Annotated in this window: 11 protein-coding genes; 6 read left to right on the forward strand and 5 right to left on the reverse strand. The window is 66.7% G+C overall.

The window, feature by feature from the left end; genetic code table 11:
- Position 1: 1 nt before the first annotated feature.
- Together FKZ61_RS11250 and FKZ61_RS11255 are read right to left on the reverse strand one after the other, a co-directional pair.
- Complete coding sequence (locus tag FKZ61_RS11250; RefSeq protein ID WP_141610216.1) at positions 2-2,830, reverse strand: hybrid sensor histidine kinase/response regulator; 2,829 nt, start codon at positions 2,828-2,830, stop codon at positions 2-4.
- A 66-nt stretch (positions 2,831-2,896) separates the two neighbouring features.
- A complete protein-coding gene (locus FKZ61_RS11255) occupies positions 2,897-3,949 on the reverse strand; it encodes an ABC transporter substrate-binding protein (protein ID WP_141610217.1) in 1,053 nt (350 codons plus the stop codon).
- 378 nt (positions 3,950-4,327) lie between these two features.
- On the opposite strand from FKZ61_RS11255, the gene FKZ61_RS11260 reads away from it, so the two are divergent.
- The 6 genes from FKZ61_RS11260 to FKZ61_RS11285 all read left to right on the forward strand — a co-directional run bounded on the left by FKZ61_RS11260 (position 4,328) and on the right by FKZ61_RS11285 (position 12,473).
- Positions 4,328-4,921, forward strand: coding sequence for a GIY-YIG nuclease family protein (locus tag FKZ61_RS11260; protein WP_170199584.1), 594 nt, complete (start codon positions 4,328-4,330; stop codon positions 4,919-4,921).
- Between the two features lie 93 nt (positions 4,922-5,014).
- The gene (locus FKZ61_RS11265) at positions 5,015-5,425 is read left to right on the forward strand and encodes an MGMT family protein (RefSeq protein ID WP_229964212.1); all 411 of its coding nucleotides are present in this window, start codon (positions 5,015-5,017) and stop codon (positions 5,423-5,425) included.
- Positions 5,426-5,449: 24 nt separating this feature from the next.
- A complete protein-coding gene (locus FKZ61_RS11270) occupies positions 5,450-6,619 on the forward strand; it encodes a baeRF7 domain-containing protein (RefSeq protein ID WP_141610219.1) in 1,170 nt (389 codons plus the stop codon).
- Between the two features lie 88 nt (positions 6,620-6,707).
- Positions 6,708-8,435: an NrfD/PsrC family molybdoenzyme membrane anchor subunit gene (gene nrfD / locus FKZ61_RS11275; protein ID WP_141610220.1), complete on the forward strand. Its 1,728-nt coding sequence runs from the start codon at positions 6,708-6,710 to the stop codon at positions 8,433-8,435.
- A gap of 182 nt (positions 8,436-8,617) precedes the next feature.
- Positions 8,618-11,455 (forward strand): molybdopterin-dependent oxidoreductase, encoded by a 2,838-nt coding sequence (locus tag FKZ61_RS11280; RefSeq protein WP_407659900.1) that lies wholly within the window; start codon positions 8,618-8,620, stop codon positions 11,453-11,455.
- Positions 11,456-11,459: 4 nt separating this feature from the next.
- Positions 11,460-12,473 carry a TorD/DmsD family molecular chaperone gene (locus tag FKZ61_RS11285; RefSeq protein ID WP_170199586.1) on the forward strand — a complete coding sequence of 338 codons (1,014 nt, stop codon included), beginning with the start codon at positions 11,460-11,462 and terminating at the stop codon, positions 12,471-12,473.
- Here the strand turns inward: FKZ61_RS11285 and thiD are convergent.
- Genes thiD through thiE form a run of 3 tightly spaced genes read right to left on the reverse strand, consistent with a single transcriptional unit; the run spans position 12,440 to position 14,558 of the window.
- The gene (gene thiD / locus FKZ61_RS11290; RefSeq protein WP_141610222.1) at positions 12,440-13,246 is read right to left on the reverse strand and encodes a bifunctional hydroxymethylpyrimidine kinase/phosphomethylpyrimidine kinase; all 807 of its coding nucleotides are present in this window, start codon (positions 13,244-13,246) and stop codon (positions 12,440-12,442) included. The two genes, FKZ61_RS11285 and thiD, sit on opposite strands and share 34 nt — an antisense overlap.
- Entirely contained in the window at positions 13,243-13,875 is a 633-nt protein-coding gene (locus tag FKZ61_RS11295) for a TenA family protein (RefSeq protein WP_141610223.1), read from the reverse strand. The genes thiD and FKZ61_RS11295 overlap by 4 nt, the downstream gene beginning before the upstream one ends.
- Positions 13,872-14,558 carry a thiamine phosphate synthase gene (gene thiE / locus FKZ61_RS11300; RefSeq protein ID WP_141610224.1) on the reverse strand — a complete coding sequence of 229 codons (687 nt, stop codon included), beginning with the start codon at positions 14,556-14,558 and terminating at the stop codon, positions 13,872-13,874. The genes FKZ61_RS11295 and thiE overlap by 4 nt, the downstream gene beginning before the upstream one ends.
- Positions 14,559-14,658 lie beyond the last annotated feature (100 nt).

A 14,658-nucleotide genomic window follows, 5' to 3' on the forward strand; every position in this document is an offset into this window, starting at 1 on the left:
ACTACCGGGAACTCGCCCCGGCCTGGGTCGCAGAAGCCTCTCCGGCCGGCAGACCATTCACGGGTGGCGGTTCCCCTTCCACCGACTGGGCCAGCCAGCGCTCCAAGAGAGCCTTCAGATCCTCCAGGCGCACGGGCTTGGCCAGGAAATCGTCCATGCCCGCCGCCAGACAGGCCTGCCGGTCGCTCTCCATGGCATTGGCCGTCATGGCGACGATGGGAATCGGCTTTCGACGCCCATGTTCCGCCGCCCGGATGGCCCGGGTCGCCTCGAAACCGTCCATTTCGGGCATCTGGCAATCCATCAAGATCAGATCGCAGGCCAGGTGAAGGGCTGCCTGTACAGCTTCTTTGCCGTTGGCTGCCAGATGGACTCGATAGCCCAGCCGTTCCAACATGCGGCGGGCCACCTTCTGGTTGACCAGGTTGTCCTCGGCCAGCAGAATGAGGGGAGCTTGCTCGCCGGCGCGGCTGGCCGGGAAGCTCTCCGGGGTTTGGGTCGGCGACGGCGTGGGCAGCCCAACCCGGCGGCTATGGGTACGGTCGGCGGCGTTGGCCAGGGTGTCCAGCAGCCGGGATTGGTGGAGCGGTTTGGCCAGGCAGGCGAAGGCCCCGTCAGCCTGCCACTGGGCGACGCGAAGTCGCTGGTCCACTCGATGGGGGACCACCAGGTGCGCCTCTCCCGGCGGCATTTCCTGCCGCAGCCTGACCAGGAAACCAGGCTCTTCTACGGAGGGCCAGGCTGCGTCCAACAGCGCCACGGTGACCTGCTCTGCCGGACAGGCCCGTCGCAACGATGCCAGGGCCTCCTCCAGATCGCCGGTAATGGCGTGGCAGACGCCCCATGCCCGAAGGTACTGCTGCAAAATCTGCCGCTCCAGGGGATGGCGGATAACCGCCACGACCCGGATGCCGCTCAGGTCAGGGGAAGTCTCGGGCGCGGCGTCGGTGGAGGCTGTGCCGGCCACCAGGGGCAGGGTAAACCAGAAGGTGCTGCCCTGGCCGGGCACACTTTCTACCCCAATCTCGCCACCCATCAGCTCCACCAGGCGCCGGGAAATGGCCAGCCCCAGGCCCGTCCCGCCGAAGCGTCGGGTGGTGGAGGCATCCCCCTGGACGAAGGGCTCAAAGAGGTGGGTCAACACGGTCTCGGGGAGGCCAGGTCCCGTATCCTGAACAGCCACATGGAGACGGGGCTGGATCGGGCCGTCCCCTGGTCCGGGCGGCTGGCTTGTGATCCGTACCACCACCTCTCCCTGTCGGGTGAACTTGACGGCGTTACCCATCAGATTCAGGAGCACCTGACGGAGCCGAACTGAGTCGCCCCGAACATAGGGGGGCAGCCCAGGCTCGACAAAGGTGAGCAGGTCAACCCCCTTTTCGCAGGCCCGGGCCGCCAGGAGATCCGCCACTTCGTCCACCAGCTTGCGCAGGTCAAAATCCTGGAATTCCATCACCAACTTGCCGGCCTCGATCTTGGAAAAATCCAGCACGTCGTTGATGATGGTCAGCAGGGCGTGGGCACTGGTGCGGATGGTCTCCACCGCGTCGGCCTGCTCCGGCGAGAGGGGACTCGCGGCCAGCAGGTCGGTCATGCCCACGATGCCATTCATGGGCGTGCGGATCTCATGGCTCATGGTAGCCAGAAATTCGGACTTCAGGCGGGAAGCCTCCAGGGCCTGATCCCGGGCAATGGCCAGCTCCTCCTGGATCCGCCGCCGCTCCTCCACCTCGGCTGCCAGAGATTCGGCATGGGCCAGGAGCTGCTGGTTTCGGGCTTCCAGCTCGCCTGCCATGCGGTTGAAGGCCCAGGCCAGCTCGCCCAGCTCGTTGCGGACATGCAGGCGGATGCGATGGCTCAGTTCGCCGGCGCCGAGGCGTTCCACCCCTTCCTGCAGCCGTTGCAGGGGCCGGAAGAGCTGACGCTCCAACAGGGAGGCAGTCCCGAACAGGACCACCCAGCCAAAGAGCAACATCAGCCCTCCCAAAATCAGCAGGGCATTGCGGCTGGCAGCCACAGCTTCGTCGTAGTCTATCTCTGTGAAGATGTACCAGGACGTCTCGGGCAGAGGGCGCACCGTCCCCAACACCCGCTGCCCTTCCAGGTTGGTGTAGACCCCACTCCACGCCTCCCCGTTCAGCACCGCCTGAAATTCGGGCCGGTCGGCGATGGAACGCTGATTCTGCACGTACTCGACCTGGGGATGGGCGATCACCTGGCCAAACTGATTGACCAGGTAGACCTGGCCGGTCCGACCGAACTGGAGGCGGCTGACCTCCGTCAACAGCTGGGCCAGATCCAGTCGGGCCGCCACCACGCCGCCATCCGCGGCTGGTTGGGCAGCGATGGCATAGGGCATGCCCTGGGGCGTGAAGTAGACATCGCTGAAATAGGCCTGCCCTCCTTTGGCCGCGAGGTACCAGCGGGACTGGGGTGGAACGAAGGGCTCCACCAGGGAGGCCCGGTCCCGATAGACGTTCACCTGGGTTCGGCCCTCGGCGGAAACCCGGATCAATTCCAGCAGAACGGTGTCGTGGTGTAGAATGCCACGGTACAAGGCTTCCAACGACCCCGCCTGATCGGTCGATACCAGGCCGGCCAGGCTCAGGGTGGCATCCACGATGTGGTCCAGGTAGTGGGTGAGGGCGGTTTCCGCCTCCTGGGCCTCGGTCAACTGGCGCTCCAGCCACATCTCCCGTTCCAGCCGAGAAATGTGGCTCACCACCCCAACGACCAGGAAGCCCAGGGCAGCGAGCAAGATCAGGCCCACGCCCGCCAGCAACGTGGTGCGCAATTTACCGGTACGACGAAATTGAAACTGGGAAACCATAACCAACCACTTTCATGAGATGGGGAGCTGGTTTACCTTATTGGCTCATGCAAGGAACCGATTCGGTCACGGCGCCACGGTCGCCCCGGCCGACCGGAACTGCTGCCAGATCTGGTCGTAGCGCTCCAGGGTAGCAGCATTCAGGGGCAGGAAGAGCTCGGCGTGCTCCAGCGCCTCCAGGGGAGGGTATACCCCTGGGTTGGCCAGTAGGGCCGGATCGATGTAGGGCCGGGCCAGCTCATTGGGTGTTGCCACGGCCAGCTCGTTGACCATCCGCGCGCTGATCTCCGGTCGCAGGATAAAGTTGATGAATTGCTGGGCCTGTTCCCGATGGGGGCTGTTGGCCGGGATGGTCAGATGGTCTACCCACAGCAGGGTTCCTTCCCGCGGCAGCACATAGTCCACCGTCTCCACTTCTTCCCGGGCCGCCAGGTAATCGTAGCCCCAGCCCATGGCCAGCACGATTCGGCCAGATACCAGCTCCGGGGCCAGGGTGGCGACGGTGCTGTCCAGAATGAGCACACGGCCTTGCAACTCTGCCAGGCGGGCGGCCGCGGCCTCCAGTTCAGCAGGGTCCTCAGAATTCAGGGAATAGCCCAGGGATTTCAGGGTCATACCGATCACATCTCGGGGCATGTCCCAGATGGCTACCCGGCCGGCATAGGCCGGATCCCAGAGTGCAGTCCAACTGTCCACCGGGCCGGCCACCAGATCGGTGCGAACCAGCAGCCCCGTGGTGCCCCACTGGAAGGGAACCGAGTAGTGGTTCCCGGGATCGTAGACCAGGTCCCGAAAATTGGGTGAGAGGTTTTTCGTGTTGGGCACAGCCGCCGGATCCAGCGGTGCCAGCAAGTTTTCAGCCGAGGCGCTGGCGACCCCATCATTGCTCAAAACCACCACGTCGTAGACCTGGCCGGCCCGGATCTCAGCCAGGGCCTGCCGGTAGCCCGCAAATTCCAGATAGGTCACCGGCACACCGAACTCGGCCGTGAAATCGTCCAGGATGGACTGGGGCATGTAGCCGGCCCAGCCGTAGACGGTAAGGGCCGGCGAGGCTGTGGGTGTCGCGCCGGGGGGTGCGGCCCGTACGCCCAGGCAGCCGGTAGCCAGCATCGTCATCCAGGCTGCCAGCAGGATCGACCAGCAGCGCCCCGGGACGCAGGATGGCCCGATGGCGCCGATGTTCTGTCGACTTCTCCAACTCCATCCAACTGCCCAATTTCCCCCAAACAAAATTACTTCACCTCCTGTCTACGCTTGAAAGTATAGTCGAGTCCCCTGGAGAAACCAGCGATTTCAAATCCATCGCCCATGCACAGGCGTCTGGTATTCTCCACTCCGGACAACAGGATACTCCACATGAAAGGATGCGAAAAGGGGCTTTTGTCGTACGCGAATTGCCGCCACGTCCAGTTTCAACCGCTTTTCCAGATGACCGCTGGCGATGGTATGATAGGGCCTGCAGTGCCACATCCTTATGTGCGAAGGTGAATGACCATGGCTGAAGTCCCGCCCGCGATCTGGGTCGGCGCCCGGGTCCTTCCCTGGGGCGCCTACGTACTCCGCATCGCGCTTGGGGAAGATGCGAAGGTGGCTTTCGGCCGCTTCCGGGGTGGAGAGCCCATTCCCCTGCCGGCCGGCGATTATCTCTACGTGGGCTCGGCCATGGGGAAACGGGGCAGCGCCACCCTGGCCCGCCGAGTGCTGCGCCACGCCTGTCGCAGCGGCCAGGCGCCCCCGCACCCCATCTGGATGTCCCTGCAACGCAGCCTGCGCCGGGAGCTGCAGGAAGCTGGCTTTCCGACGGAGCTCCCCCGCCCATCCCCCAAGCGCTGCTTCTGGCATATCGACTACCTGCTGGACCGACCGGAGGCAGAGCTGGTCCAGGTCTTCCTGGTGGGTTCGGATCAGCGGCTGGAGGCTTCCCTTGCCCGCTCCCTCGCGGCCGATCCCCACACCCGGGTGGTGGCGGCCGGTCTAGGCGCGCGGGACTCGGACCAGGCTACCCATCTGCTGCGGGTGGAGGCGGCCCCTGTCTGGTGGCAAACCCTGCCCCATCGGCTGGTGTCCCTCAGCCAGGGTGGGCGTTGAGGGGCGTTGCTCCTGTCACCTGGAAGCTGCGACACAGCCAGCAAGGCCAAAAGACGGTATCCTGGTTGCATCCACAGGGAGGAGGCGAAAACGGTGAAAACCGGAGACCGGATCCGAAGGCGCCCGGGCGAGGCCACCTATGAGCGCATCTATGCGCTGGTGCGCCAGATCCCGGCAGGCTACGTGGCCAGCTACGGCCAGATCGCCGCCCTGGTGGGTCGGTGCACCCCGCGCATGGTGGGCTATGCCCTGGCAGCCCTGCCTGCGGACAGCGACGTGCCCTGGCAGCGGGTCATCAACGCCCAGGGGAAGATCAGCCCCCGGGCCGACAGCCAGGGTACCGCCCGGCAGCGCCAGTTGCTGGAGGCAGAAGGGATCCGGTTCGACGCCCAAAACCGGGTGAACTGGCGCCAGGTCCGTTGGCCTGGGCCAGAGCTGGACTGGCTGCTGGCGAATGGTTTTTCGCCAGAGCCAGCCTGGACCCCGGAGAATGCGAAATCATAGCAGGTGACATCGGAGGGAAATTCTATGCGAGACAACTTCACTGAACAGGATTTGCGCCAATTGCTTGGCCGTCGAGACACACTGTGTGTCTCCATTTATCTGCCCACCCAGACGGCAGGCCCGGAGATTGAGCAGAACCCCATCCAGCTGAAAAATCTGCTCAACGAGGCCGAAGAGAAGCTGGTCCAGGGGGGCGTGCGCGCGGCAGAGGCCCGGGAATGGCTGGAGAAGGCCCGGAGCTACCTGGACGACCGCTACTTCTGGCAGCACCAGAGCCACGGCCTGGCCCTCTTCATCGAAGGGGCCACCACCCGCCTGTACCGGCTCCCCCTGGAATTCAAGCCGGAGGTGGTGGTGTCCGACCGCTTCCACATCACGCCGCTGCTCCCCCTGCTGAGCGGCGATGGCCTCTTCTACCTGCTGGCCCTGAGCCAGAAACAGGCCCGCCTCTTCCAGGGCAGCCGATTCGAGATCGAGGAAGTCCCGGTGGAGGAGATGCCCAAGAGCCTGGCCGACGCGCTGCGCTACGACGAATTTGAACCCCAGACCCAATATCATTCGGCCGATGCGCCAGGCGCAGCCGGCGGCGGGCAGATCATCTTCCACGGCCACGGCGGCGGTGAGGAGGACCGCAAGGTCCACCTGGCCCGCTACCTGCAGGGGATCGACCGGGCGCTGGCTGAGGTTTTGCAGAAAGAGCAGGCCCCCCTGGTGTTGGCCGGCGTGGACTACCTGCTGGGCATCTACCGGGAAGTCAACACCTATGACCACCTGCTGGAAGAGGCCATCCTGGGCAACCCAGACGATCTGAGCGCCCAGGAACTCCACCAGCGAGCCTGGCCCCTGGTGGAGCCCGTCTTCCGCGCCCCTCGCCAGGAGGCCGCAGAACGCTACAAGGCCCTGGCCGGTACCGGCAAGACGGCCAACGACATCCAGGAGATCGTGCCGGCCGCCTACCAGGGCCGGGTGGATGTCCTCTTCCTGACCCGGGAACACCATGTCTGGGGCACCTTCGACGTGGAGAGCCAGCGCGTCCACCTGGACGAGGCGCCCGGCCCGGACAATGAGGACCTGTGTGACCTGGCCGCGGCCCACACCTTCCTCAACCGGGGCAAGGTGTACGTGGTGGATCCCGACCAGGAGCCGGATGCCATGCCGGATACCAACGGGCTGGCCGCCATCTTCCGCTACTAACCTGCCCGCCCATCTTTCCAATGGGGCCCAGCCGCCTGGTGCAGGGGCGGGGCTCCATTGGGGAGATGGGCCCACCTGAAAGCCCGCCATGAACTACGGATTCGTCATCGACAACCGCAAGTGCATCGGCTGCCACGCCTGCTCGACCGCCTGCAAGAGCGAGAACGAGGTCCCCCTGGGCGTCTACCGCACCTGGGTGAAGTACGTGGAGACCGGGGCATACCCGGATACCCGGCGTCACTTCCAGGTGACCCGCTGCAACCACTGCGCCAACCCACCCTGTGTGCGCATCTGCCCGGTCACGGCCATGTACCAGCGGGCCGATGGCATCGTGGAGTTCGATCCCGACGCCTGCATCGGCTGCAAAGCCTGCATGCAGGCCTGCCCCTACGACGCCATCTACATCGACCCGGAGAGCCACACCGCGGCCAAGTGCCACTACTGCTCCCACCGGGTCGAGCTGGGGCTGGAGCCGGCCTGTGTGGTCGTCTGCCCGGAGCACGCCATCATCGCCGGGGACATGGACGACCCCGCTTCGGAGATCAGCCGCCTCCTGGCCACCCAACAGGTGACGGTGCGCAAGCCGGAGCAGGGCACCGCGCCCAAGCTCTTCTACATCGACGGCAACGACTGGGCGCTGCACCCCACGGCCACCGAACGCACGCCGGAGACCTTCCTGTGGGCAGACGTGATCCCGCTCCACGCCGGACCTCGAGACGGTAAGCACGAAGCGGAAACGGCCGGCAGCGATCCGGCGAGGGGAGCCTCTCCCCCGGCAGTCAACGCCGCCCTCTATCCGGCCACCCGCCGGACCGCCCCCTCGGGCGTGTCCATTCGCTCTCCCCAGCCCCAGGGCGATCCGATCGGGGGCCCCATCCACATCGGCCAGGGACGCATGGCCGAACAGATGGTGCAGGTCTCCTACAACGCCCAGCACAAGATCCCCTGGCACTGGCCGGTGCCCGCCTACCTGGTCACCAAGGGCATCGGCGCGGGCCTCTTCCTGCTCCTGGCCCTGGCCTTTGGCCTGGGCCTCAGCCCCTTCGACGGGTTGACCGCCTCGCTGGGTGGCCTGATTTCGCTGCTCTTCATCGCCATCACCACCGGGCTGCTGGTCTATGACCTGGAGCGACCGGAACGTTTCCTGTCCATCCTCCTGCGGCCCCAGTGGCAGAGCTGGCTGACCCGGGGCGCCTTCATCCTGGTGGGCTTTTCCGCCGTCGCCGGCCTGTGGTGGCTGCTGGAGACGGGGGCGCTGTTGCACATGCTGCCCCCCGCGCTCAGCCAGGTCCTGCGGCAGCCACTCCTCTGGATCGGTGGTGCGCTGGCGGTGGGGGTGGCCACCTACACCGCCTTTCTCTTCGGCCAGGCAGAAGGGCGAGATCTCTGGCAGAGTCCGCTCTTGCCCTTCCACCTGGTGATCCAGGCCCTGATGGCTGGCTCCGGTGCGCTGCTGGTGCTTGACCTCTTCCTGGCCATGCCCGTCGAGCTGACCCGATTCACCCAGGTGACCTTGGCGGTAGCGCTGCTGGTGGACCTCTTCGTGACCCTGGCCGGCGAGTTCGCCATGCCCCATGCCACAGAGCTGGCCGCCCGGGCCGCCCACGAGATCCGCCACGGCCGTTATCGCCGCCACTTCTGGCAGGGGGGCGTGCTGCTCGGCCATGGGGCTCCGCTGGCGTTGATGGCGCTGGCTTTCCTGGCCACGCCGATTGCGCCCCTGTTGGCGGCTCTGGCCGGCCTCTGCGCCATTGTCGGGCTGTACTTCTTCGAATACGCCTTCGTCATGGCGCCCCAGGAGTTGCCGAACAGTTGATTGGGTGATTGGAAATAAAGAACCATCGAAAGCGTAGCGACATGACCGAACAATCCAAGATCCACCGGCTTTTGTCCGCCCTGTTGGGTCGGAACACCGACGCCCACCCGTCCCCCCGACAGGCGGACGACTTCGGTCTGCCCACCTTTGCCCCTACAGAACGGGTGCCCGAGCCTGTCCCCATGACCGTCGTCCATCACCCCGACGGCCGCATGAGTCAGTACCCGCCGGCTGAAAAGTGGGATGACTGGGTGGAGTGGGACGGCAAGGCGTGGCCCCGACGGGTGGCCCGGCGCTACATGCTCATCCCCACGGTCTGCTTCAACTGTGAAAGCGCCTGTGGCCTGCTGGCCTACGTGGATCGCGAGACGCTGGAGATCAAGAAATTCGAGGGCAACCCGGTGCACCCTGGCAGCCGGGGCCGCAACTGCGCCAAAGGCCCCGCCACCCACAACCAGACCTACGACCCGGAGCGCATCCTCTATCCGCTTAAGCGGGTGGGCAAGCGTGGGGAAGGCCAGTGGAAGCGGGTCACCTGGGAGGAGGCGCTGGAAGACATCGCCGCGCGCATGCGGGAAAGCCGCCTCCAGCGCCGGGATGGCATCGTCTACCACGTGGGCCGGCCGGGCGAGGACGGCTACACCAACCGCTGCATCAGCGCCTGGGGCGTGGACGGCCACAACAGCCACACCAACATCTGCTCGGCCAGCGCACGGCTGGGCTACTCCCTGTGGGGCGGTTTCGACCGGCCCAGCCCCGACCACGCCCACGCCCGGGTCATCCTGCTCATCTCCAGCCACCTGGAGACCGGCCACTACTTCAACCCCCACGCCCAGCGCATCATCGAGGGCAAGATGGCCGGCGCCAGGATCATCACCCTGGACCCCCGGCTGAGCAACACCGCCAGCATGAGCGACCTCTGGCTGCCTACCTGGCCCGGCAGCGAGACGACGGTGCTGCTGGCCATAGCCAACCACCTGATCCAGACCGGCCGCTACGACAAAACCTTCGTGCGCCGCTGGGTCAACTGGCAGGAGACGCTGGCGGCAGTGAAAGATCAGAGGCTAAAGGTTGAAGATGAAGAGCTCCGGACCGCAATCTTCAATCTTCAATCTTTCTCCTTCGAATACTTCGACGCATTGCTCAAACACCTCTACAAGGACTTCACCTTCGAGCGGGCGGCGGAGGAGGCGCAGGTCCCGGTGGAGCGCATCCGCCAGGCCGCCGAATGGATCGCCGACTGCGACGGCCGGCTGGCCGCGCACGTCTGGCGGGCCGCCAGCATCGGCAACCTGGGTGGCTGGCAGGTGGCCCGGGCCCTCTTTTTTCTGAACGTGCTCACCGGCAGCGTGGGCACGCGCGGGGGCACTTCCGGCAACGAGTGGAACAAGTTCGTACCCAAGCCCTTCGCCAGCCCGCCGGCCGGGGAAGCGTGGAACGAACTCCACTTCCCCCTGGAATATCCCTTCGCCCACTACGAGATGAGCTTCCTCCTCCCCCACTTCCTGGAGGAAGGCCGGGGCAGCATCGACGTCTACTTCACCCGCGTCTACAACCCCATGTGGATCAACCCGGACGGCTTCATGTGGCTCAAGGCGCTGCGGGACGAGTCCAAGATCAAGCTGCACGTGGCCCTCACCCCCACCTGGAACGAGTCGGCCTGGTTCGCCGACTACGTGCTGCCCATGGGCCACGCCGGCGAGCGCCATGACCTCATGAGCCAGGAGACCCACGCCGGCCAGTGGATCGCGTTCCGCCAGCCGGTGCGCCGGGTGGCCATGGAAAAGCTGGGGCGCCAGGTCCGCTACACCTACGAGGCCAACCCGGGCCAGGTGTGGGAAGAAAACGAGTTCTGGATCGAGCTGTCGGCGCGCATGGACCCCGACGGATCCCTGGGCGTACGCCAGTGGTTCGAGAGTCCCTACCGACCGGGCGAGATCATCACCGTGGAGGAGTACTACCGCTGGATCTTCGAAAACAGCGTGCCCGGCCTGCCCGAAGCCGCGGCCGCTGAGGGGCTGACGCCGCTGGCGTACATGCGCAAGTACGGCGTCTTCGAGATCAAGCGGGAGAACTACACCCCCTACGAGCAGCCAGCGCCGCCAGGCCAGGGGGTGGAGGTGGACGGCGAGCGCAAAGTTGGCTTCGACACGCCCAGCCGCAAGCTGGAATTCTTCAGCGAGACGCTTTACGCCTGGGGCTGGCCGGAGCGGGAGTATACCATCCCCTGGCCCCTCAAGAGTCACGTCCATCCAGACCACATCGACGTGCAGAAGGGGGAGATGATCCTCCTGCCCAACTTCCGCCTGCCGACCCTCATCCATACCCGCAGCGCCAACGCCAAGTGGCTCTACGAGATCAGCCACAAGAATCCGGTCTGGATGCACCCCAGCGACGCCCGACGCATCGGCGTCAAAACGGGCGACCTGGTGCGGGTGACCACCGAGATCGGCTACTTTGTGGATACCGTGTGGGTGACCGAGGGCATCAAGCCGGGCGTGATCGCCATGAGCCATCACCTGGGGCGCTGGCGCCTGCAGGAGGATCTGGGGGTTAACCCCGGCATGTCGGCCCTGGCCCGGCTGGAGGAGGACGAATCGGGGCACTTCCAGCTTAACCACATCCACGGCGCGCGGCCCTGGCAGAGCTTCGACCCCGACAGCGAGCGCATCTGGTGGGAAGACGTGGGCGTGCACCAGAACCTGACCCACGCCGTCCACCCCGACCCGCTAAGCGGCGCCCACTGCTGGCTCCAGAAGGCGGTGGACGTGCGCAAGGCCGAGCCCGGCGACCGCCACGGCGACGTGTGGGTAGACACCAATCGCTCCATGCAGGTCTACCGGGAGTGGCTGGCCCTGACCCGGCCGGCCAACCGGGTCAGCCCCGATGGTAACCGCCGTCCCCTGTGGCTCAAGCGGCCCCTCAAGCCGACCCCCGCGGCCTACCGGCTGCCCACGGCGGAAGGCCATCTCCACGACTCCGAAGCAGGGCCGCCCGTGGACACCCCGTCCGGTGCGTAGCCCCATGTTTTCCAGCCACCAGGCAGCAGTGGCCTGCGCCCGGGCCTTCGACCTCTTCGGCCACCTCTACCGCCATGGGCTGACGCCCGCTCTCTGGGACCAGGTGGAGGGGTTGCCGGCGTTGTCTGCCGTGATGCCCCGCCCCTACAACGCGGACGCGGCGGCGGCCAGTTTCCAGACCCTCTTCGGCCTCAACGTCTTCCCCTACCAGAGCCTCTTCCTGGACCCTGCCGGGCTGCTGGGGGGTGCGGAAACGGAGCGGGTGCGGGCCAGCTATCGGCAGATGGGCTTTGCCGTGGACGAGGACAGCGAGCCGGCCGATCACCTGGCCCATGAGCTGGCTGCGCTGGCGTTCCTGTGCCAGGCAGAGGCCGAGGCGTGGGAGGATGGCCGCGCAGACATGGTGGCCCGGGCCCGGCAACTCCAGGCCAGCTTCCTGGACGAGCACCTGCTGGCCTGGCTGCCGGCCTTCACCGTGGCCGTGCAACGGCAGGGCGATCCCTTCTACGCCGAGTTGGCCGGATTGACCCTGGCCCTGGCCGTGGAGCGACGGCACTCGCTGACGGAGAACAGCCGGGCCCAGCCAACACTGCCGGCAGGGGAAGGGTCCACCCTACCCGACCTGGATGCCCCCCACACCGACCTGGACGCCATCGCCGGCTTTCTGTTAACGCCGGTCCACAGCGGCCTCTACCTCTCTCGCGGGGACATCAGCCGGATGGGCCGTGCAGCCGGTGCGCCCCACGGCTTCGGCGAACGGCGGCAGATGCTCCGCACCTTCCTGCGCAGCGCCGCCGAATTCGACCGCTTCGGCCCGGCGCTGGCGACCCTGCAGGCGCTGGTGGACGAAACAGCGCGGACATTGGGCCGCTGTGGGGAAGAGCTCGGCAGCCAGGCCGTGGTGGAGCCCTGGCTGGCACGGCTGCGCGCGACAGAAGCGCTTTTTCAGAAGCTGACCGCGGCCCTGGATGGCCCCCAGGGGCCTCAGGGAACGGCCACTGCCTGGCCCAGGAAGTGATCCACCGGGCCGTGGCCACGGCCCAGCCGGAGCGCGGCACCGGCCCGCAGCGCCGCGGTCAGGTAGCGTTTGGCTGCGGCCACCGCCTGGGCCACATCGGCGCCTTTGGCCAGCTCCGCGGCGATGGCCGCGGCGAAGGTACAGCCTGTGCCGTGGGTGTTGGGCGTGTCCACCCGGGGCGCGCGGAACTCCTGAAAGTCTCGCCCGTCGTAGAGCACGTCCACTGCATCTTCCGCGGCGGGCAGATGCCCCCCCTTGACCAGCACATAGCGGGGGCCCAGGCGGTGGATACGCCGGGCCGCCTCCCGGGCCTCCGCCAGGGTGCCCACAGGCATCTCGGCCAGGACCTGGGCCTCGTGGTGATTGGGCGTCACCAGGTAGGCCAGGGGTAGCAGGTGCTCGACCAGCGCGGTCCGGGCCGTTGGCTCCAGCAGGGGATCGCCGCTCTTGGCCACCATCACCGGATCCACCACCAGCCGCTCCACCCGGTAGTGGCGGGCCCGCTCGGCCACCACCTGGATGATGGCGGCGTTGGCCAGCATCCCCGTCTTCCAGGCATCCGCGCCCAGATCCTCCATGACCGCGTCGATCTGCTGGGCCACGAACTCGGGCGTGACGGGGAAGACCCCCTGGACGCCTACGGTGTTCTGGGCGGTGAGGGCCGTGATGGCGCTCATGCCGTAGGTGCCCCGGGCGGCGAAGGCCTTCAGATCGGCCTGGATGCCCGCGCCGCCGCCAGAGTCCGAGCCGGCGATGGTCAACACTTTCTTCATGATTTTCCTCCTTCCCAGGCAGCCTGGAAGAAATCCAGCTCGCAGGCCATGGCATAGGCGTAGGCGCTGCGTGTCAGATCGTCGTCCCGGCCGTAGCGGTCCACCAGCCCTTCCAGCCGGCGGGCCAGGGCGTCAAACTCGGGGCTGCTGTAGGTCTGGATCCACTCCCGGTATGCGGAATCGGCTGCCGGTCCCTGCTCCGCCAGGCGCTGGCCCAGGTAGGCATAGAGGCGCATGCAGGGGGCCAGGGCCGCGGCCGTCACCCCCACCTCCTGGCTCCAGGCGGTGGCCAGGAGAAAATCGGTGTAGCGCCGGGTGGCGGGGCTGGGCGTCACGGCGCCCAGGTTTACCCCCCAGCGGTGGGCGTACTCGTGATGCAGCCGCAGCTCTTCCAGCACGCCGCCGGCCAGCTCGTGGAAGGCCTGAAAGCCCTCCCAGTCCGGCGAGCGGGCCGCGGCCACGCTGTAGCCCCGGGCAAAGGCCTGCAGGAAGTAGGCATCCTGGCCCACGTAGAACTGGAAGGCCTGGATGGGCAGCTTCCCTGTGGCAATTCCCTGGACGAAGGGATGTGCCAGGCAGGCCTGGGCCAGCTCCCGGCTGGCCTGCCACAGGTCGGTGGATAAGGTCATGGGGAACGCTCCTCCTGTATTTCATCCAGGTTTTTCGCCGAAGGTTCGACCAGAGCCTGGCGCACCCGGCTCCGCAGGGTCCGAGCAGCGACGGCCGGATCTGGCGCGCCCAGCACGGCGGAGATGACGGCCACACCGGCGGCGCCTGCCTGGATGACCGCGGCCGCGTTGTCCAGGGTGACGCCGCCGATACCCACCACGGGGATGCGCACCGAACGGGCGATGGCAGCCAGCCCCTCCAGGCCGATGGGCGTGCCCGCGTCGGGCTTGGTGGTGGTGCCGAAGACATCCCCCACGCCCAGGTAGTCGGCGCCGGCCTGCTCTGCCTGGCGCGCCACCGCCACGCTGTCCGCCGAGACGCCCAACAGGCGCTGGGGGCCGATGAGCGCCCGCGCCAGCGCGGGCGGCATGTCGTCATCGCCCACGTGGACGCCCTCCGCGTCCAGAGCCAGGGCCACGTCCACCCGGTCGTTGACGATGAGGGGAATGCCCGCGGCCTGGGTGAGCTGGTGCAGGGCACGGCCCAGCTCCAGCAGTTCCCGGGTGGTGGCGCCCTTGTCCCGCAACTGGACCACCGTGGCGCCCCCTTGAATGGCCGCCCGCACCGCCGTCAACAGGTCCCGCCCCCCCACCACACGCCGATCCGTGATCACATACACGGACCAATCCACGTCACATTTCATCTTGGACTCCGTCCTGTTGCTCCATCCGGTTGAAGGTTGAAGGTTGAAGATTGAAGATTGAAGATTGAAGATTGGGTAGTGACGGAAAGGGGTTCCAGGC

Origin of the sequence: Litorilinea aerophila, assembly GCF_006569185.2 — a bacterium.
Classification (GTDB): domain Bacteria; phylum Chloroflexota; class Anaerolineae; order Caldilineales; family Caldilineaceae; genus Litorilinea; species Litorilinea aerophila.